Source organism: Pseudomonas sp. FW300-N2A2, from assembly GCF_017351735.1.
In the GTDB taxonomy this organism is placed as follows: Bacteria; Pseudomonadota; Gammaproteobacteria; order Pseudomonadales; family Pseudomonadaceae; genus Aquipseudomonas; species Aquipseudomonas migulae.
The window spans coordinates 78,440-98,240 of the sequence record NZ_JACNDU010000013.1; the positions used below are offsets into that span (position 1 = coordinate 78,440).

Here is a 19,801-nt window from a genome sequence, read left to right on the forward strand (position 1 = left end):
GAGTGTGTCTCCGAATATGAATTCTTTTGGTAACTGAGCTTGAGACGTTCGCGACACGTGCAAGTTCATTCTCGTGTCAGTCTGACACAGTGATGTGGGCACTTAACAGTTCCGGTGTATTGAGGTTGGCCAGGCGAGGATCGTTGTCGGGGCACTGCAACGCCGTGGCGCCCAGTTTGCGCATAAGGCGCCCCGGGCTGCGTTCGCCGTCATTCCAGGCACTTTCGAACGCTTCTCGCAGTGCAACCGGAATGATGCACAGCAAGGGTTCCCAGTGTCCGTCATGGCGCAGCATCAGCGGTTTGTCCGGATGCTGGCTGGCAGTTTCGCGCATGCTGTGGAGCAGCGCGGCATCGATGCGCGGTACGTCACAAGGCAATACCAGCAGATACGCATGACGAGCGGCCTTCAGGCCTGCACGCATGCCAGCCAACGGACCGGGGAAATCGCCTTCGTCGTCATGGACCAACAGGTCGGCGTAGGGCGCATACTTTTCCAGGTTCCTGTTGCAGGAGATGATCAGGTCATCGCTCAGCGGACGGGTCTTGCGATGCAAATGCGCGATCAGTGGCTCGCCGTGCCACTCGATCAGCCCTTTGTCCTGGCCGCCCATGCGTTGGCCGCGCCCCCCTGCCAGGAGCAGAATGGAACAGGGTGGCAAATGTGTATTCGAGGTCATGGCAGGTCTCCATGGGGGCGGCGAAAAAAGGAGGCGCTGTGATATAACACCGGGCTGTTTCTCCTACAACTGGACGAGCCTATGAAAGCCAAGGCTGATGTACCTTTCGCACCGCTCAACATCGCGGTGCTGACTGTCAGCGATACCCGTACTCTGGAAACCGACACGTCAGGCCAGGTCTTCGTTGACCGCTTGATCGCTGCTGGCCATAACCTGGCCTCTCGGGTTCTGCTCAAAGATGACCTCTACAAAATCCGCGCGCAAGTCGCCAACTGGATTGCCGACGATGTGGTGCAGGTTGTCCTGATCACAGGTGGTACGGGATTCACCGGGCGCGACAGCACGCCCGAAGCGGTGAGCTGCCTGCTGGACAAGCAGGTCGATGGATTTGGCGAGCTTTTCCGGCAGATATCGGTGGCGGATATTGGCTCCTCCACTGTTCAGTCCCGCGCCTTGGCCGGTTTGGCCAATGGCACGCTGGTCTGCTGCTTGCCCGGCTCGACCAACGCTGTGCGAACCGGTTGGGACGGTATTCTCGCTGAGCAACTGGATTCGCGGCACCGCCCATGCAATTTCGTGCCTCATCTGAAACAGGCGCAGCCCTGTGAATCCCGTGGGTAAGCCAGGCAAGACAGGCAGCCTGATGGCTGTCGAAGTCGCACTGGCGCGCTTGCTGGAAATGGCTGAAGCCACGCCGATTCGTGAGCGTGAGCGCCTGCCCCTGGCGCAGGTTGAGGGTCGTGTTCTGGCCGATGACCTGATCTCGACGCTTGATCTTCCTCCGTGGCCCAACAGTGCAATGGATGGTTATGCGTTGCGCGCGGCCGACTGGACGGGAGAGCCGTTGGTGGTCAGCCAGAAGATTTTTGCAGGCAACGCTCCGCCGCCTTTGACGCCCGGCACCTGTGCGCGAATCTTCACCGGTGCGCCGGTTCCTGCTGGGGCCGACTGCGTCGAGATGCAGGAAAACGCCGAAATCCAGGCGGATGAACGAGTCCGTTTCACCGAAGCCCTGGCGCCAGGACAAAACATCCGGCCACAAGGCCAGGAAACTACCGTCGGTGAACTGATTCTGCCAGCCGGCACACGGCTTGGGCCAATTGAGCAGGGCCTGGCTGCTTCACTGGGATGCGCAGAGCTGGAGGTGATTCGCAAAGTTCGCGTCGCCGTTTTGTCCACCGGTGATGAATTGGTTGAACCGGGTAAGCCGCTGGGACCTGGCCAGATCTACAACAGCAATCGTGTGTTGCTCTGCAGCTGGTTGCAGCGATTGGGTTGTGAGGTGATCGACGCCGGTATTCTTCCAGATGACCTCGAGACCACTCGTGCCCGTCTTGCCAGTTTGGCAAGCGTCGATCTGATCCTCTCGACCGGTGGCGTATCGGTGGGTGAGGCGGATTTTCTGGGCATTGCCTTACGGGAGGAGGGCGAGCTGACATTGTGGAAACTCGCTATCAAACCGGGCAAACCGCTGACCTTCGGACATTTCCGTGGGGTTCCGGTCATTGGTTTACCCGGTAACCCGGCGTCGACCCTGGTGACCTTTGCCTTGTTGGCAAGGCCCTATCTATTACGCCGCCAAGGCGTAAAAGTGGTTGAGCCGCTGAAATTTCAGGTGCCGGCAGGGTTTAACTGGACCAAAGCCGGCAGTCGACGCGAGTACTTGCGTGGACGTCTGGAAAACGGCCGGGCGATCATCTACAAAAATCAGAGTTCAGGTGTACTGCGCAGCGCAGCCTGGGCCGATGGTCTGGTTGAAGTGCTGGAGGATCACACGCTAATTGAAGGTGACAGCGTGTATTTCATCCCGCTGAGCGAAGTTCTGGGCTGATATCTGCCTCACGCTGGCCACGCAAACCCGGTTGATCGAACCGGGTTTTGCGTTGATGGCTGACGCTTAATGTGCGATGAGTGCCACGACCTGGTCGAAACGACTGTTGGCGATCCAGCCCAGAAGGCCGAGCACCACGGCAGTGCCACCGGCTGAATAGGCAAGCCGGTGTTTGATCGATTTCACGTCACTGCGGACTTCATCCATGTCTCTTCGGATGTATTCGAGGTGAGTTTCCAGTTCGACGACGCGAGGTTCCATTTCGGCTTCTCCAGTGGGTTTTGTACTTTTATTGAATTCGGCTTGCTGTTTGGCCCGTCTTTCCGCGAGTGGTGCAACCGGGATGCCCGGTAACCTGATGTCATGGCTTTGCATGGTACGTCCCTGTAATTCCTGCTGATGACTGATAAACCGCGGCCACCAAGGTGTACCAATCAAACGGGTGGGTCAATTGAGCCGATTCCTCAGGTTTTGTAAGAAAAAATCCCGCCTTGTAGGACCTCAATCCCGGACTCCTTGAAATAATTCGGTTTCCTGCGACTTTTATGGTGCGCATCGCGGTCAACATCTCCCATACGGAATGCAAACATGGGGGTGATCACAATGAGCGAACGCAAGGCACTGTTGATTCTGCATGGCAAGCAGGCGCTCAACGAGGAGGTTCGTGCGGCGGTCGAGGGCAGGCGCGCACAAGGTTGGGAGTTGGCTGTTCGATTGACCTGGGAGGCCGGCGACGCACGACGCCTGGTGGATGAGGCTCTGGCGGCGGGCTACAGGCAGATCATCGCTGGGGGCGGTGACGGAACGTTGCGTGATATTGCCGAAGCCATGGCTGCACAGTCGACGCAGGCCAGTCTGGTGCTGATGCCGTTGGGAACCGCCAACGATTTCGCGCGCGCTGCCGGTGTGCCTCTGGAACCCGCCCAAGCCTTGAATCTTCTGGAAACTGAACCGTGTGCCATCGACCTGGGAGAGGTCGGCGGGCAGGTGTTTCTGAATATGGCCACGGGCGGCTTCGGCAGTCAGGTCACGGCCAATACCTCAGAGGAACTAAAGAAAGTGCTTGGAGGTGCGGCCTACCTGTTCACGGGGTTGTCACGTTTCAGCGAGTTGCATGCGGCCTATGGCGAGCTGCATGGCCCGGATTTTCAGTGGAGTGGCGAGCTGCTGGCACTGGGCATCGGCAATGGCCGCCAGGCGGGCGGTGGTCACGTACTGTGCCCACAGGCGCTGGCGGATGACGGTCTGCTGGATATCAGTATTCTGCCTGCACCGCAGGAAGTGGTGGGTACGTTGAAAAGTTTGCTCTCCGACGGCTTCGGTATCGACAGCATGTTTGTGCGCGCCCGTCTGCCATGGGTCGAGATCAAGGTCTCGGAAGGTCTTTACATCAATCTCGATGGTGAACCACTGGAAGGCGACAGCTTGCGTTTCTCGGCGCGCCCGGCAGCACTGCGGGTGCATTTGCCCGAGGACTCGCCGCTGCTGAGCGTTCCGGCAATGATCAGTCGTCCAGACTGATGATCTGTTCGCGCACGGCGAACAGCACCAGGCCTGCCACGTCGTAAATCTGCAAGCGCTTCATGATTTGCGAGCGGTGGGTTTCGACCGTCTTGATACTCAAACCAAGGCCATTGGCGATTTCCCGGGTGGATTTTCCGCGAACAATCAGCCGCAGGATTTCCAGCTGACGTGCGGTCAGGTTGTGCGAGTCCGCGGGTTCCGGCTGATGTTTCTGGTTGCGGGTTAGCGCCTGGTTGATAACCGTATGGGCGATGGCCGGGCTCAGGTAGCGCTCGTTGTTGCGCAGGGCTTCCAGGGCATGTTCGAGTTCGGTGGCCGTGGTGTCCTTGAGCAGGTAACCGTGGGCGCCTGATTCCAGTGCCTGCATGATGAGCGCCGGGTCGGTGTGCATCGACAGAATCAGTACCTTGCTTTGCGGGCGTACGCGCTTGAGGCGCTGCAAGGCTTCAAGGCCACCGGTTTCCTTCATGGAAATATCCAGCAGCACGATGTCCGGGGACAGATGCTCGACCATTTCGAGCAGCTGCGAGCCGTCATTGGCCTCGCCGATGACAGCGTAGCCGGGAATATCCAGCACCAGAGCGCGCACGCCAGCCCTGATAAGCGAGTGGTCATCCACCAGAAGTAAGTTACAAGTCAACGCATAACCTTATTCGTACTGGCCCGTTCGAGCGCACGTGGCGCCCAGGGGAAGAGAGCTTCGATTTGAGTACCTTTGCCCGGTTCGCTGGTGACGGTCAATGTACCGCCCAGTTGATCGATACGTTCCGACATTCCGGCCATTCCGCGCTGGCCCTCACGACCCGGATCCGTCGCTGGCGCAAACCCCAGGCCGTCGTCGCTGATCAACAGCGTCAAGCCTTGAGGCTGGCGTTGCAGGCGGACCAACAGATTTTTCGCCTCGGCGTGGCGCAGTATGTTGGTCACCGCTTCCTGGGTGATTCGAAAGGCGGCCACCGCCATTTCTTCGGGGATGCCGGTCAAGCGTGAATGGCATTCCAGGCTCCAGTTCACCGTCGTATTGCCCAGTGTCTTGAGCAAATGCGCACGCAGGCTGGCTTCCAGCCCGAGGCTGGTCAACTGTCTGGGGTTGAGGATGGCCGATACGTCACGCACTTTGGTCAGGGTTTCTTCCAGCGTGTCGCAGAGCGCCGCGCATTGCTCTTGCAGTTCTTCGGGCATTCGGCGTCTGAGCCAATCACTTTGAAGTTTTGCCGCGGTCAATAACTGGCCAATATCGTCATGCAGTTCACGACTGAGCCGGTGGCGCTCGTTCTCCTGAACCTTCAATAAACGGTCGGCGAGCTCTTGAGGCTCGAACTTTATCGACTTGCGCGACAGGCGATGCTGCACCCAGACGCACGTCAGCGCTGCAATATTGAGCAGCAGCAGACTTAGCGGCAAGCGTGTGGACAGGCCATAGATCAGCAGGCTGCCGAGCGCCGAGCAGGTACACAACAAAAGCGTGAACCGACGCGCGTTTACTCGGGAGGGGGGCCACATGGTGATTGACTTGAGGCTGGCGTACATAACGGATGGAGCCAATGGATGTTCGCTGCGGGCAGACCGGTCTAATGGACTGACGGGTCTCTGTCTGAGTCACTCTGCCATTAATTGACGTCAACTAATGGTCGGCATAATACCACTTAACATACCGTTGGTCGCGTTCGGTATATATGTCTATAGAGTCAGGAAATAAAGGTTTTGGACGATAGTTCCACAATGGAAAAGTTTATCGGCAGGAAGGGAATAGTTACTTGTATCGGGCTGTCGTTGACAGGCATGAAATATTCAATTGCGACATGAGCGTGATCAAGTTACAGAGTGACATCTTGGCAATATGAATACGAACCACGGCGTTATTATCGGGTGAAATTAAGCCTGCCGTTCCGTAAAGGAAACGAGCCGGAACGGTTTGGAATTAACCGGTGGCTGAAACTGGTTTTGCCCGACCTGGTAGGCAAAGGCTTCGATCAATGAGGTTTGTTCACTGTCGTCGAGGCTGAGTTGGCCGGTGGTCTGATCGATCAGTTCGAGTTGCCAGGCCATCAATGTGAAGCAGTCTTTCAACGCATCCAGCGCCTGAGCATGCAGGTCGACGTGGTTTTGGGCATGGTTCAGCAGGCCATGAATGTGCAGCGAAAACTCCGAAACGGCGACCAGGGCGAGGGCGTCGGCCTTGTTGGCCAGCTTGAGCAGGGTACTGAGCATGCATTCGATGGCGTCCTTGTCATTGCTGATCAGTTGCAAATGACTCAGGCACTCCTCGGATTTGGCCAGGAGTGTTTCAGCTTCGGCGAGAAACTCCGGGAACCGCTTGGCCCAGTCGTTACGGTCGTTCGGCATGCTTATCTCCACAACGTCATGTCAAATGAGGGAATGTCGTGTGTGTCAGCGAGAATGATCTGCGCCATGGCGTTGCCGTGCCGTCGTGAGATCGCGCTCCAGCCGGGCTGTCTGCAGGCGGAGGAGTTCAAGAGGGTGGATGGCCACTGACCTGCGATCGCACACAAAAGCCTGACTCCGTTCATGCAATGAGAATGGCGTCACATTAATGGCTATTGGATATTGCGAATATCAGGTTGGGCCTGATTGTTACTAGGGGAATCCCTTACGCACGGGAACCTAATGGACGAAACAGGGTCGCGCCGCAGGGAGTGAAGCAGATGAAGTGATGGCGCCAGTAAAGCATGATGTTAATGTGACATCAATGCCTGAGCGTGGCATTTTGCATCGGGGTCAAGGTCCTGAAAAAACAGCCGATAACCCTCTTTAGTGAATTCATCAGAACAAGTACCAGGAGTCATTGATGGCCGGCATTCTCGACACGGTAGACCAACGCACGCAACTGGTGGGTGAGAATCGCCTGGAAATTCTCATGTTCCGCCTGGCTGGGCGGCAATTGTTCGCGATCAACGTTTTCAAAGTGCAGGAAGTGCTGCAACTGCCGAAACTGACCCTGATGCCCCAGCGCCATCCGTTTGTCTGCGGCGTGGTCAACCTGCGTGGCCAGACGTTGCCGGTGATCGACCTGTCCCAGGCCATCGGCATGCGTCCGCTGGTGCCGAGCCCTACCAGCACGATCATCGTCACCGAGTATAACCGCTCCGTGCAGGCTTTCCTGGTGGGTGGTGTGGACCGCATCGTCAACATGAACTGGGAAGCCATTCTGCCGCCGCCGACCAGCGCCGGCCGTCAGCATTACCTGACTGCCATCAGCAAGGTCGATGATCAGTTGGTGGAGATTATCGACGTCGAAAAAGTCCTCGCCGAAATCGTTCCGTACAACGCCAAGGTGTCCCGCGACAAACTCGACGATCCAATACTGGAGCGCGCCCGTGGCCGTGAAGTGCTGCTGGTGGACGACTCCAACGTGGCGCTCTCGCAGTTGCGCGACACCCTCGGCCAGTTGGGCGTGAAGATGCACATCGCCAGCGATGGCTTGAAAGCGCTGAACATGCTCAAGGGCTGGGCGGATACCGGCGTGAACATGACCGACAAATTGCTGATGATCTTCACCGACGCCGAGATGCCGGAAATGGACGGCTATCGCCTGACCACCGAGATCCGTAACGATCCGCGTCTGCGCGGCCTCTACGTGGTTCTGCACACCTCGTTGTCCGGCAGTTTCAACGACTCGATGGTCAAGAAGGTTGGTTGTGACAACTTCCTCTCCAAATTCCAGCCGGACAAACTGGTCGATGTGGTGCGTCAGCGCCTGATGCTCGACGAAGTGCCTGCCTGATCACGATACAGTTTCCTGTGGGAACGAGCCTGCTCGCTCCCACAGGGTTGGTAATCCAGTTCGCAGTCTTTGATTCGGCGATCAAGCTCGTATAGGGTGGCATTTTTGTCCTCCAGGGAGCTGGTCATGCTGCGTCTGAGCGCGCTTTATCGTTATCCGTTGAAATCCGGCAAGGGCGAGATCCTGCAACAGGTCAGTCTCGACAAACTGGGGCTGGACGGGGATCGACGCTGGATGCTGGTGGACGAGGCCAGCGGGCGCTTCCTGACCCAGCGTGCGGTGGCGCAGATGAGCCAGCTGTCGGCGTTGTGGAATGCCCAGGGTGGTTTGACCCTCAGCGCTCCCGGCCACACGCCAATTGATATTGCCTTGCCTGCCAACGACGCTGAGTTGCGTGGCGTGACCATCTGGCGCGACACCTTGCGTGTGCCTGATGCCGGTGACGAGGCGGGGGCCTGGGTCAGCAGATTCATTGGCAAGCCGACTCGCCTGGTGCAGGTGCCGGTTGATCGCGCTCGGACCACACAGGCCGGTTATGGCAAGGACGACGATCAGGTGGCCTTCGCCGATGGCTTCCCGTTGCTGCTGATCGGGCAGGCGTCCCTTGAGGATCTGTCGCAAAAGGTCGGGCGTTCGTTGGAGATGCTGCGTTTTCGACCGAATCTGGTGATCGAGGGCAGCGAGGCGTATGCCGAGGACGGCTGGAAGCGTATTCGTATCGGCGATGTCGAGTTTCGTGTGGTCAAGCCGTGTTCGCGCTGCATTCTGACCACCATCGATCCGCAGACCGGCGAACGCAGCGATGACCGTGAACCGCTCGCGACCTTGCAGAAGTATCGTGCCCAGGAAGACGGTGCGATGTTTGGCCAGAATCTGGTCAACGATGGCAACGGTCTTCTCGAAGTCGGCATGCCGGTCACGATCCTGGAATAAGCGACCCTGAATGAAAAATGCCCGTGTCCAAGGACACGGGCATTTTTTTTGTGCTGTGAAAACCCGGGGTTTTAGCCGCGGTATTCGCACAGGTAAGCGGTGTCGACGGCCACTTTAAGCTGGAATTTGCTGTTGGCTGGCACGTTGAACTGGCTGCCGGCGGCGAAGGTTTCCCAGTTGGTGCTGTCTGGCAGTTTGACGGTCAGGGCGCCGGTCACCACGTGCATGATTTCACGCTGGCTGGTGCCGAATTCGTATTCGCCCGGAGCCATGACGCCAATGGTCGCCGGACCTTCAGCGGTGCCAAAGGCGATCGACTTGACGGTGCCGTCGAAGTACTCGTTGACTTTAAACATGGGCGATTCCTCGAAAAGGGCTAAAAAGGGCCGGCCAGTATGCACAAGGCCCTTGGCGCCGTCACCTCTCTAGAGCGGGAGAATCAGCGGTAACAGACGCGCTGTATTGCGCGCATCTTCCAGTGCCCGGTGCTGCTGGCCGGTGAACTGCATGCCGGCCAGTTGCAGGGCGCCGTTGAGTCCCAGCGGGCGTTCCAGCCGTCGGGCCTTGGCAAAGCGCTGCTTGAGGTTCATGTGCGGCACGCGACTCAGTTGGCTGTCGAGTTGCAAGCGCTCCCACTCCTGAAGCAGTTGCCTGCGATCGTAATCGCCCCAACTGGCCCAGCCTTCCAGCCGCGAATGATGTTGGCCGAGCCAGCGCTCGAAGACCGGCCAGACCTCGGTCAGCGCCTGTGCGCTGTCGATATTCGCCTGGGTGATGCGGGTCAACTCGCGACAAAACGGCGTGAGCAGGGGCCGTCGCAGCGGTCGCACGAAGCGCTGGAAATGGTCCTGCTCACGCCCTTGGCGGTCCACCAGCGTGGCGCCGATTTCGATGATTTCCATTTCCGTAACTGGCCAGCCACCTTCATCGGTGGTGGCTTCCAGATCGATCACCAGCCAGTGAGGCATTGAAGGGTTCCCGGTATCCGCATCCTGATAGGGCTTGAGCGTAGCCAAACCCGACGGATCCGCCTAGCGGCTTATTCGACCTCCAACAAAATCTGACGATTTTTTACCTGATCGCCGACCTTGACCTGCAAGCGTTTGAGCACGCCGTCGATGCCGGACTTGAGCGGATGCTCCATTTTCATTGCTTCCAGCACCACCAGCAGTTGGCCTTTACTGACCAGGCTGCCTTGTGCGACCAGCACGTCGACGATCGCGCCGTCCATCGGCGCCTTGAGCGTGCCGGAGCTGACGCTGGCCTGGCCGCTGACCAGCGCTTGCGTGCGATCCTCCAGGCGCAGGCTGCCGGGGCGGGTGAACAGCCAGAGTTGTCCGGCCTCCAGACGATAGGCATGGCGCTGGCGGATGCCGTTGATGTCCAGGGTGGCCCAGCGTCCGTCGCACTGGATGACGTTCAGTTCGAAGGCCTGGGCGGCGACTTCAATCCGGTACGGTTCACCTGGTACCGCGTTCAACTGCACCGGCCAGTCCCGATCCTCCAGGCCGATGCGATAGTGCAGCGGCACACTGGCGTTGTTGCGCCAGCCGGCCAGCGCGGCGGGATGAGCCTGCGCCGAAGCCTGATAAAACAGCGCCGCCGCAATCGCCAGTTCTTCAGCACTCGGGTTATGCGGATGCAAACAAGGATGGTCGGCGAAATGCGTCGGGATGAACCCGGTGCTGAACTCGCCACTGATGAAGCGTGGATGTTCCAGCAGGCTGGCAAGCAAGCGCTGATTGCTCGGCAAGCCCAGCAGCACACTGTCTTGCACCGCGCGCAGCAACTTGCGCCGGGCTTCTTCACGGGTAGCGCCGTGGGCGATGATCTTGCCCAGCATCGGGTCATAGAACGGGCTGACGTGTTGACCTTCGATCAACCCATGGTCGATCCGCGCTCCACTCTGCAAGGCCGGTTCCCAGGTGGTGATGCGCCCGGTCTGCGGGAGGAACCCTTGGGTCGGGTCTTCGGCATACAGCCGCACTTCCATGGCGTGGCCGTTGAGTTGCACCTGTTCCTGGCGCAATGGCAGCGGTAGCCCTTCGGCGACGTGCAACTGCCAGGCCACCAGATCGAGGCCGGTGATCAATTCAGTCACCGGGTGTTCCACCTGCAACCGCGTGTTCATTTCCAGAAAGTAGAACTGCCCGTGCGCGTCCAGCAGAAACTCCACAGTGCCAGCGCCCACATAGTTCACCGCGCGACCGGCCTTGAGCGCCGCTTCCCCCATGGCCTGGCGCAGTTCGGCGGTCATGACCGGGCAGGGCGCTTCTTCGATGACTTTCTGATGGCGGCGCTGGATCGAACAGTCGCGTTCGCCGAGGTAGATCAGGTTGCCGTGTTGGTCGCCGAACAGCTGAACCTCAACGTGACGCGGATCGATCAGCGCTTGTTCGAGGATCAGTTCGTCGCTGCCAAACCCGTTCAATGCCTCGGAGCGCGCGGTGCGAATCTGTGCGAGCAAATCCCCTGCATCGTGCACCAGGCGCATGCCGCGCCCGCCACCGCCGGCACTGGCCTTGATCATCAGCGGAAAACCGATGCGTTCGGCTTCGCGGCTCAGGGTCGCATCGTCCTGCCCGGTGCCTTGATAGCCTTTGATGCAGGGCACGCCGGCGTCGAGCATGGCGAGTTTCGACAGGCGTTTGCTGCCCATCAGTTCGATGGCTTCGGGGCTGGGGCCGATGAAAGTGAGGCCGGCGTGCTGGCAGGCGCGGGCGAATTCGGCATTTTCCGAGAGGAAGCCGTAGCCGGGGTGGATCGAATCGGCACCGGTGCGGCGGGCGGCGTCGAGGATGGCCGGGATGTTCAGGTACGACTGCTGGACCGGGGCCGGGCCGATGTTGACGGCTTCGTCGGCGATTTGTACGTGCAAGGCATCCGCATCTGCGTCGCTGAACACGGCGACGGTGCGGTAGCCCAAGGATTGGGCCGTGCGCTGGATGCGGCAGGCGATTTCACCGCGGTTGGCGATCAGGATTTTTTTCAGGGCGGGCATTGGGATATTCCCTTCGTATTTGCGGTGGAAGTGATGGCCTCTTCGCGGGCAAGCCTCGCTCCTACAAGGTTTTTGGTGAGCCCTGTAGGAGCGAGGCTTGCCCGCGAAGCTTTTAAATTGCCCACCCCGGTTTACGCTTCTGCACGAAGGCCATCGTGCCCTCGACTCCTTCCGCTCCGATCACCGCTTCGCTGAACCACTCGGCCGCTTCATCCAGCAACGCATCCGACGGTTGCCCGGCACTCGCCAGCAACAGTTTTTTGGTCGTCGCATTGGCCCCCGGCGCGCAGCACAGTACGTGGGCCAGAATTTCACCGAGACGCTCGGCCAAGGCTTGCGCGTCATGTTCGACAAAATGCACCAGCCCCATGCGCCGCGCCTGGTTGCCATCGAACCGCGCCGCCGTCAGCGCCAGGCGCCGGGCCTGAGTCAAGCCGATGCGCTGGACCACAAACGGCGCGATCTGCGCGGGCAGCACGCCGAGGCTGGTTTCCGGCAACCCGAATTGCGCCTGATGATCCGCCAGGGCGACATCGCTGACGCAGGCCAGGCCCAATCCGCCACCAAGCACCGCGCCTTGCAGCACGGTGATCACCACTTGCGGCGCGTGTTGCACCTCTTGCAGCAGCGCGCCGAACGCACGGTTCAGATCGCGGAAGGCGTTCGCGCCTTGAGCACGGGCGTTGGCCATGTCCTTGATGTCGCCACCGGCACAGAAATGTCCACCGGCACCGCCGATCACCAAGGCCCGAATCGCACGGTCATCGCGCACGGCCAACAGCACCGCACGCAGTTCGGCGACCATCTGCAGGCTCATGGCGTTGCGGCTTTCCGGGCGGTTGAGGGTGATGTGCAGCACGCCGTTATGCGGTTCGAGCAATAACGTCTGGCAATCCGGCAGGGGGCTCATTTCTTTTTCCCCGGCAGGATGCCCATGAGTTTGCAGATGATCCCCAGCATGATTTCGTCGGCGCCGCCGCCAATCGACACCAGCCGCACATCGCGGTAAGCGCGGGCCACGGGGTTGTCCCACATGAAGCCCATGCCGCCCCAATATTGCAGGCAACTGTCGCTGACTTCGCGGCCCAGCCGCCCGGCCTTGAGTTTGGCCATCGACGCCAGACGCGTGACGTCCTGACCTTTGATGTATTGCTCGGTGGCCTGATAGACCAGCGCCCGCAGGCATTCGATTTCGGTTTGCAATTCGGCGAGGCGAAAGTGGATGACCTGATTGTCGATCAGCGCATTGCCGAAGGTTTTACGTTCCTTGCAATACTCGATGGTGCTGTCGATGCAGTATTCCAGGCCCTTGATCATGTTCGCCGCTCCGAACAGGCGTTCTTCCTGAAACTGCAGCATTTGCATCATGAAGCCCGCGCCTTCATGGCCGATGCGGTTGCGTTGCGGCACGCGCACGTTGTCGAAAAACACCTGGGCGGTTTCCGAGCTGCGCATGCCGAGCTTGTCCAGGTGCGAACTGAGGCTGATCCCCGGCGTGTTCATCGGCACCATGATCAGCGACTTGTTGATGTGCGGTTTGTCGTCCGAGGTGTTGGCCAGCAGACAAATGAAATCGGCGCTTGGCGAGTTGGTGATCCACATCTTGCTGCCGTTGATCACGTAGTCGTCGCCGTCCTTGCGGGCGGTGGTTTTCAACCCGGCCACGTCGGAGCCGGCGCCGACTTCGGAAACGCCGATGCAACCGACCTGTTCGCCGGTAATGGCAGGGCGCAGAAATTCTTCACGCAGTTCATCGGAACCGAAACGCGCCAGCGCTGGAGTGCACATGTCGGTCTGCACACCGATGGACATCGGAATGCCGCCGCAATGAATGGTGCCGAACTCCTCGGCGGCGACAATCGAATAGCTGTAGTCGAGCCCCATGCCGCCGAATTTCTCCGGTTTGGAAATTCCCAGCAGGCCCAGGTCACCGGCCTTGCGGAAGATTTCGTGGATGGGAAAGCGCCCGGCCTTTTCCCATGCCTCGACGTGCGGGTTGATCTCGTTTTCGACGAATTGGCGAACGGTGCGGCGCAGTGCTTCGTGTTCCTGGGTGAAGATCATTTTTATTGTTCTCCTCTGGCCGGTTCAGAACCGGGCTACGCCAAAACTGTTGGTTTGCAGCGGCCGCACATCGGCCTCATGACAGATGTCCAGCAAGTAACCGAGCAGGGTCCGGGTGTCCCGCGGATCGATGAGGCCGTCGTCCCACAGACTGGCGCTGCCATAAAGCGCGGTGGACTGGCTGTCGAGTTTCTGTGCGGTGACCTGCTCCAGCATGTCGAGCATTTTCGGGTCGGGCACCAGGCCGTCCTTGAGTTGTTTGGCTTCGGTGACGATGCGCAGCACCTTGCCGGCCTGCGCGCCGCCCATCACCGCCGTGCGGCTGTTGGGCCAGGCGAAGATAAAGCGCGGGTCGAGGCCGCGACCGCACATGGCGTAGTTACCGGCGCCATAGGAGCCGCCGACGACGATGGTCAGTTTCGGTACGCGGGCGTTGGCCACCGCCTGAATCATCTTCGCGCCGTGCTTGATCACGCCTTGCTGTTCCGACTCGGTGCCAACCATGAACCCGGTGGTGTTGTGAAAGAACAGCAGCGGCGTCTGGCTCTGATCGCACAGCTGGATGAATTGCGCGGCTTTACTCGCCCCTTTGGGGGTGATCGGGCCGTTGTTGCCAATGAATCCGCAGGCGCGCCCCTGAATGTGCAAATGGCCGCAAATGGTTTGCTGATCGAACTCACCCTTGAACTCAAGGAAGTTCGAGCCGTCGGCAATCCGCGCAATGATTTCGCGCACGTCGTAGGGCTTTTTCGGATCGTCCGGGATCAGTCCCAGCAGCTCGTCGATAGGGTAGAGGGGTTCTTTCCACTGCCGTTCGGGCAACCATTGCAGCTGCTCGTTCCATGACAACAGGCTGACAATCTCGCGCACCAGGCGCACGCCATCGGCATCGTTCTCGGCCAGGTATTCAGCGGTGCCGGCGGTTTGCGCGTGCATCTCGGCACCGCCCAGTTCTTCGTCGGTCGCCACTTCTCCGGTCGCGGCTTTCAGTAACGGTGGGCCGGCGAGAAACAGTTTGGCTTTGCCACGCACCACTACCGTGTAATCCGAGAGCCCTGGCTGATAAGCACCGCCCGCCGTGGCCGAACCGTGGACCACGGTGATCTGCGGCAACCCCATGGCCGACATCCGCGCCTGATTGGCAAAACTGCGCGCGCCTTCGACGAAAATCTCCGCTGCGTAATTGAGGTTGGCGCCGCCGCTTTCGGCGAGGGTGATCACCGGCAGTTTGTTCTCCATGGCGATCTGTTGCAGGCGCAGGGACTTTTTCAAACCGCTGGGGGAAATCGTCCCGCCCTTGATCGCGCTGTTGTTCGCCACGACCAGAACCCGCACACCGGACACGTAACCGATCCCGGCGATCAAACCGCCGCCGGCCGAACTGCCGTCCTTGTCGTCATGCAATTTGTAGCCGGCCAGGCTCGCCAGTTCGAGGAACGGCGCACCCGGGTCGAGCAGAAGATTGAGGCGTTCGCGGGGCAGCAATTGCCCGCGCTTGTCGAACCTGGGTTTGGCTTCGGCCGCTTTGTTCAGCAGGTTCTGTTCGAGCTGACGGACTTGCTCGATTCCCGCCAGCATCGCTGCACGGTTCTGGGCAAACTGGTCGCTGAACGGGTCGACTTGCGACTGAATCACCGGCATGACTTATTCCTTGTCCTTGAGCACGTCCGGCAAGTACGCGCGGTGGAAACCGTTGTACGACTCACTGATCCTGGCCTTGTGGATCGGCCACGCCCGACCGCCAAGGCTGGCGGCGCCGTCGATACGCAAGGTGCTGCCACTGACAAACGCTGCGGCCGGACTGAGCAGGAAGACGATCGCGGCGCTGACTTCCGATTCGGTGCCGATGCGTTTCAGCGGCACGTGCTCGCGCAAGGTCGGAATCACCGCTTTGAACGCACCTTCGTAAGTGTCCATGCCGCTGGAGGCGATCCAGCCCGGCGCCACTGCATTGACCCGCACCCCGGCGTAACCCCATTCGAACGCAGCGGTCTTGGTCAGGTTATCCATGCCCGAGCGCGCCGCGCCCGAGTGGCCCATGCCGGGCATGCCGTTCCACATGTCGGCGAGCATGTTGACGATGGCGCCGCCGTGTTGGCTCATGGACTGGTTGAAGACTTCGCGCGCCATCAGGAAACCGCCCACCAGGTTGGTGCGCATCACGGTTTCGAAACCCTTCTGGTTGATCGAGGCCAGTGGTGAGGGAAATTGGCCGCCGGCATTGTTGACCAGTCCGTGGATCGGACCGTGCTTGCGGATCAGTTCGCTGACCAGATGCTTGACCGCTTCTTCGTCGCGAATATCGCAGGTCTGCCAATCGGCCTTGCCGCCATCCTCGGTAATCTCGGCAACCACGGATTTCAGTTTGTCGGCATTGCGCCCGATCAACAGCACATGGGCGCCGAGGGCCGCCAGTTCATGGGCGGTGCAGCGACCGATGCCGCTGCCGCCACCGGTGACGATGATGTTTTGGCCGGCAAACAGATCAGCTTTGAAAATCGAATCGTAGGCCACGGCGGCAATCCTCTAGTTGACCTGGTCGGCGATGCGCTGCGGCACCGGAATCTGGATGTCCAGCAGTTGTTGGGCGAAGGCTTTGCCTTGCGGATCGATCCGCAGACTGGCGACGCCTCCGCCGCCAAGGGCGTTTTCCAGCAAGAAATTCAGGCTGTGGGTCGCGGGCAGGTACCAGCGCTCGACGCGCCCGTGAACCGGGTCGAGCACATGGCTCATCCAGTCGACCATCACTTCCGGGGTCAGGGCTTCGGCGATCCACGGCAGGTACTCCGGCTCGCGTGCCATGACGCCGATGTTGCTGTGATTGCCCTTGTCACCCGAGCGTGCGACCGCGAGCTTGATCAGCGCCACGCTGGCATCGGCGCGACCGGTGGGTTTCGGTGGGTCGTACGGCACCGGCAGGTTCGCGGTGGTGAGCGCGTCGAGGGCGGGCAGGGCGCACGGATGACGTTGACCATTGAGATCAATGTCCAGCGTGCAGGCGGATTTGTCGATGAGGAACGAGAACAGCCGGATCAGCGGATACACCGTCGGCCGTCCGCCGACGATGCCGGTCAACCCCGGCGCCATGCCGGTGGCGGCCTGGGCGATTTCCCGGGAGAACACGATCAGCGCCTGTTTGTCCGGGTGGCGCACGGCGAGTTTGATCACCACTTCGCGGCTGTCGTGACGCTGGCCATGGGGACCGTACGTGGCCTCGCTGCCGAGCAGTTCAATATTGACTTCGCTGTAGGGCGCCCAACCGCGCTGACTGAAGATTTCCGAGGTCTTGTTGATGATCGCTTCGCTGACACGCCGTGCCTTGTCCACCGCATCGATCCCGGCGATCAGGCAACTGGCGGTGCAGCGGAAACCGTCCGGATACGTCGCGCTGACCTTGTACTGATCGGTGGGCGGCAAGCCTTTGGCGCCGTGTACCTGAACTGCGTTCTTGCCTTGTTGCTGAAGTTTGACCTGGGTGAAATCGCAGATCACATCGGGCAGCAGATAGGCCTGCGGGTCGCCGATTTCATAGAGCATCTGCTCGCCGACCGTGAGTGGCGTGACGAGACCGCCGGAGCCTTCGGGTTTGCTGACGATGAACTGGCTGTCGGCGCTGACTTCGACGATGGGGAAACCGATGTGTTCGTAGTCGGGCACGTCGCGCCAATCGGTGAAGTTGCCGCCGGTGCACTGGGCGCCGCATTCGATGATGTGACCGGCGAGTGCGGCTTGCGCGAGTTTGTCGTAGTCGTGCCAGGACCAGCCGAATTCATGCACCAGTGCAGCGCTGACCACGGCGCTGTCGACCACGCGCCCGGTGATGACGATGTCCGCGCCCAGGCGCAAGGCTTCGACGATGCCGGGCGCACCGAGGTAGGCGTTGGTGGAGACGCACATCGGCGGCAAGGGCGCGCCGCTGAACATTTCGCGAAGGCCGCGGGTGCTCAGGTGTTTGAACTGCGGTTGCAGGTCATCACCCAGCAACACGGCGATTTTCAGCGCCACCCCGGCCTTGTCGCAGGCCGCTTGCAGGGCGGCGGCGCAGGCCTGCGGGTTGACACCGCCGGCGTTGCTGATGACGCGGATGTTCTGTGCGGCGAGCTGCGTGAGCAGCGGGCTGAGCACTTCGATGAAGTCGCTGGCGTAGCCGGCCCGGGGATCTTTCATCCGCGCACCGGCCATGATCGACATCGTGATCTCGGCCAGATAATCGAACACCAGGTAATCCAGGCGTCCGCCTTCCACCAGTTGCGCGGCGGCGGTCGAGGTGTCGCCCCAGAAGGCGCTGGCGCAACCGATGCGAACAGTTTCAGGCACAGCCCTTTCCATAGCCACCTCCCTCAGACGTGTATCGAGACTACCAAGCAAGCGCTTGGTTTGTAAACGACTTAAATATCTTCTGCCCGAGCGCTTGCTTGGTTGCCTTCGTCAGCTTAAATTGCCCGCGCAACCCCGCTGTTTTAGCGGTGAGTACGACTGTAGGAGAGAACGGGTGGACGAGCAAAAAGCCCTGAGGGTAATGCGCGAATTGGTCGACAACGGCCAGTTGACCGACCCGGACAGCGCCCGTGGCAAATTGCTGCAAGTGGCGGCTCACCTGTTCCGCAACAAAGGCTACGAGCGCACCACGGTGCGTGATCTGGCCGGCGCGGTGGGCATTCAGTCGGGCAGCATTTTTCATCACTTCAAAAGCAAGGACGAGATCCTGCGGGCTGTGATGGAGGAAACCATTCGCTACAACACCGCGTTGATGCGTGCGGCGATCGCCGAAGCTGAAAACGTGCGCGAACGGGTACTGGCGCTGATTCGCTGTGAGTTGCAGTCGATCATGGGCGGCAGCGGCGAGGCCATGGCGGTGTTGGTGTACGAATGGCGTTCGCTGTCCGAAGACGGGCAAGTGAAGGTGTTGGCGTTGCGCGACATCTATGAAGACCTCTGGCTGCAGGTGCTGGGGGAGGCCAAGGACGCGGGATTCATCCGCGGGGACGTGTTCATCACTCGGCGTTTTCTGACCGGTGCGCTGTCCTGGACCACGACCTGGTATCGCCCGGATGGCAGCGTGAACCTCGATCAATTGGCCGATGAGGCGTTGATTCTGGTACTCGAAGAAAAACAATAGTGTTGCCCGGAACCGCAGGAAACTGGCTAAGTGGCCGAAACCGCCTAGCTTGAATGAATTGATGCGTACTTTTTTGGGGAGTGGGTTGTTTTGATGTCTTCGCCAATTCGGACGGCCTCGCGGCTTTTTCTGGCGGCGCTTGCAGCGCTTTGGGTATTACCGTCTCCGGCGGCGCAACTGGTGCGGGTCGGTGCCGCGCATTTTCCGCCCTACACCGTACGCCCTGAATCCGGTGCCGACACTGGCCTGCTGCCGCAGTTGGTCGAGGCGCTCAATGCCCTGCAAACCGACTACCAGTTTGTGCTCGTGCCGACATCCATTCCGCGACGCTTCGGTGACTTCAAGCAGAGCCGGGTGGACATGGCCATCTTCGAGAACCCGAACTGGGGCTGGAAGGACATTCCCCACGTCAGCGTCGACATGGGCCTGGAAGATGCCGAGATTTTTGTCGCGCAACGGATTCCCAATCGTCAGCAGAACTATTTCGCCGATCTTGCCGGCAAGCGTCTGGCGCTGTTCAGTGGCTATCACTACGAATTCGCCAACTTCAATGCCGACCCCAAAGTCCTCGCGCAAAACTACAACGCCACGCTGACCTATTCCCATGACAGCAACCTGCTGATGGTGCTGCGCGGGCGCGCCGACATTGCCCTGGTGACGCGCTCCTACCTGAGCGATTACCTGCTGCGTAACGATAAAGTTGCTGATCAACTGCTGGTGTCCGAACGCATCGATCAGGTCTATCACCATTACGCCATTCTCCGTCCGACAGCGCCCATCAGCGGCGTTGCCTTTGGCAAGTTGCTGCAAGGGTTGCGGGACAACGGCCAGATGCTGAAGATTTTCGATCCGTACAAGATCGCCGTGGTGCCGGTTCCCCAGGATTGACGATAAGGCTTCAACCC

At 60.0% G+C, this 19,801-nt stretch carries 20 protein-coding genes; 7 read left to right on the plus strand and 13 right to left on the minus strand.

Annotated features, from left to right (window positions below):
* Positions 1-76: 76 nt before the first annotated feature.
* The gene (gene mobA, locus J4E42_RS17545) at positions 77-679 is read right to left on the minus strand and encodes a molybdenum cofactor guanylyltransferase MobA (RefSeq protein ID WP_207285762.1); all 603 of its coding nucleotides are present in this window, start codon (positions 677-679) and stop codon (positions 77-79) included.
* Positions 680-760: 81 nt separating this feature from the next.
* Here mobA and moaB point away from each other — a divergent pair, with 81 nt between their 5' ends.
* Both moaB and glp read left to right on the plus strand, forming a co-directional pair.
* Positions 761-1,300 carry a molybdenum cofactor biosynthesis protein B gene (gene moaB, locus J4E42_RS17550; protein WP_008030315.1) on the plus strand — a complete coding sequence of 180 codons (540 nt, stop codon included), beginning with the start codon at positions 761-763 and terminating at the stop codon, positions 1,298-1,300.
* Positions 1,301-1,322: 22 nt separating this feature from the next.
* The gene (glp, locus tag J4E42_RS17555) at positions 1,323-2,510 is read left to right on the plus strand and encodes a gephyrin-like molybdotransferase Glp (RefSeq protein WP_207285763.1); all 1,188 of its coding nucleotides are present in this window, start codon (positions 1,323-1,325) and stop codon (positions 2,508-2,510) included.
* Between the two features lie 66 nt (positions 2,511-2,576).
* Here glp and J4E42_RS17560 read toward each other — a convergent pair whose 3' ends face one another.
* A complete protein-coding gene (locus tag J4E42_RS17560; RefSeq protein WP_207285764.1) occupies positions 2,577-2,885 on the minus strand; it encodes a hypothetical protein in 309 nt (102 codons plus the stop codon).
* Between the two features lie 228 nt (positions 2,886-3,113).
* Between J4E42_RS17560 and yegS the strand changes: the two genes are divergently transcribed.
* Complete coding sequence (yegS, locus tag J4E42_RS17565; RefSeq protein WP_032832873.1) at positions 3,114-4,031, plus strand: lipid kinase YegS; 918 nt, start codon at positions 3,114-3,116, stop codon at positions 4,029-4,031.
* Here yegS and J4E42_RS17570 read toward each other — a convergent pair.
* From J4E42_RS17570 to J4E42_RS17580, 3 genes are all read right to left on the minus strand, one after another.
* Positions 4,015-4,674: a response regulator transcription factor gene (locus J4E42_RS17570; protein ID WP_032828800.1), complete on the minus strand. Its 660-nt coding sequence runs from the start codon at positions 4,672-4,674 to the stop codon at positions 4,015-4,017. The genes yegS and J4E42_RS17570 overlap by 17 nt on opposite strands.
* Positions 4,671-5,564, minus strand: coding sequence for a sensor histidine kinase (locus J4E42_RS17575; RefSeq protein ID WP_008030303.1), 894 nt, complete (start codon positions 5,562-5,564; stop codon positions 4,671-4,673). The genes J4E42_RS17570 and J4E42_RS17575 overlap by 4 nt, the downstream gene beginning before the upstream one ends.
* A gap of 345 nt (positions 5,565-5,909) precedes the next feature.
* The gene (locus tag J4E42_RS17580; protein WP_008044399.1) at positions 5,910-6,380 is read right to left on the minus strand and encodes a hypothetical protein; all 471 of its coding nucleotides are present in this window, start codon (positions 6,378-6,380) and stop codon (positions 5,910-5,912) included.
* 463 nt (positions 6,381-6,843) lie between these two features.
* Between J4E42_RS17580 and J4E42_RS17585 the strand changes: the two genes are divergently transcribed.
* Positions 6,844-7,779, plus strand: coding sequence for a chemotaxis protein CheV (locus J4E42_RS17585; RefSeq protein ID WP_008044401.1), 936 nt, complete (start codon positions 6,844-6,846; stop codon positions 7,777-7,779).
* A gap of 126 nt (positions 7,780-7,905) precedes the next feature.
* Complete coding sequence (locus tag J4E42_RS17590; RefSeq protein WP_008044403.1) at positions 7,906-8,712, plus strand: MOSC domain-containing protein; 807 nt, start codon at positions 7,906-7,908, stop codon at positions 8,710-8,712.
* 71 nt (positions 8,713-8,783) lie between these two features.
* Here J4E42_RS17590 and J4E42_RS17595 read toward each other — a convergent pair whose 3' ends face one another.
* The 8 genes from J4E42_RS17595 to J4E42_RS17630 form a co-directional block, all read right to left on the minus strand.
* Positions 8,784-9,068: a pyrimidine/purine nucleoside phosphorylase gene (locus J4E42_RS17595; RefSeq protein WP_008030293.1), complete on the minus strand. Its 285-nt coding sequence runs from the start codon at positions 9,066-9,068 to the stop codon at positions 8,784-8,786.
* Between the two features lie 69 nt (positions 9,069-9,137).
* Positions 9,138-9,680 carry an exonuclease domain-containing protein gene (locus J4E42_RS17600; protein ID WP_008030291.1) on the minus strand — a complete coding sequence of 181 codons (543 nt, stop codon included), beginning with the start codon at positions 9,678-9,680 and terminating at the stop codon, positions 9,138-9,140.
* A 71-nt stretch (positions 9,681-9,751) separates the two neighbouring features.
* The gene (locus tag J4E42_RS17605; protein WP_207285765.1) at positions 9,752-11,713 is read right to left on the minus strand and encodes an acetyl/propionyl/methylcrotonyl-CoA carboxylase subunit alpha; all 1,962 of its coding nucleotides are present in this window, start codon (positions 11,711-11,713) and stop codon (positions 9,752-9,754) included.
* Between the two features lie 112 nt (positions 11,714-11,825).
* Positions 11,826-12,623 carry an enoyl-CoA hydratase/isomerase family protein gene (locus J4E42_RS17610; RefSeq protein WP_207285766.1) on the minus strand — a complete coding sequence of 266 codons (798 nt, stop codon included), beginning with the start codon at positions 12,621-12,623 and terminating at the stop codon, positions 11,826-11,828.
* The gene (gene atuD, locus J4E42_RS17615) at positions 12,620-13,777 is read right to left on the minus strand and encodes a citronellyl-CoA dehydrogenase (RefSeq protein WP_008044426.1); all 1,158 of its coding nucleotides are present in this window, start codon (positions 13,775-13,777) and stop codon (positions 12,620-12,622) included. Before atuD ends, J4E42_RS17610 begins: the two co-directional genes overlap by 4 nt.
* Before the next feature lie 24 nt (positions 13,778-13,801).
* On the minus strand, positions 13,802-15,418 hold the full coding sequence (gene atuC, locus J4E42_RS17620) for a geranyl-CoA carboxylase subunit beta (protein ID WP_008044430.1): 1,617 nt from the start codon (positions 15,416-15,418) through the stop codon (positions 13,802-13,804).
* A 3-nt stretch (positions 15,419-15,421) separates the two neighbouring features.
* Positions 15,422-16,291 (minus strand): SDR family oxidoreductase, encoded by an 870-nt coding sequence (locus J4E42_RS17625; RefSeq protein WP_008044432.1) that lies wholly within the window; start codon positions 16,289-16,291, stop codon positions 15,422-15,424.
* A gap of 12 nt (positions 16,292-16,303) precedes the next feature.
* Positions 16,304-18,094, minus strand: a complete 1,791-nt coding sequence (locus tag J4E42_RS17630; RefSeq protein WP_207285767.1) for an acyclic terpene utilization AtuA family protein — start codon at positions 18,092-18,094, stop codon at positions 16,304-16,306.
* Positions 18,095-18,269: 175 nt separating this feature from the next.
* Between J4E42_RS17630 and J4E42_RS17635 the strand changes: the two genes are divergently transcribed.
* Positions 18,270-18,896 (plus strand): TetR/AcrR family transcriptional regulator, encoded by a 627-nt coding sequence (locus tag J4E42_RS17635; RefSeq protein ID WP_207285768.1) that lies wholly within the window; start codon positions 18,270-18,272, stop codon positions 18,894-18,896.
* 93 nt (positions 18,897-18,989) lie between these two features.
* Positions 18,990-19,784, plus strand: a complete 795-nt coding sequence (locus J4E42_RS17640; protein WP_008044437.1) for an ABC transporter substrate-binding protein — start codon at positions 18,990-18,992, stop codon at positions 19,782-19,784.
* Positions 19,785-19,801 lie beyond the last annotated feature (17 nt).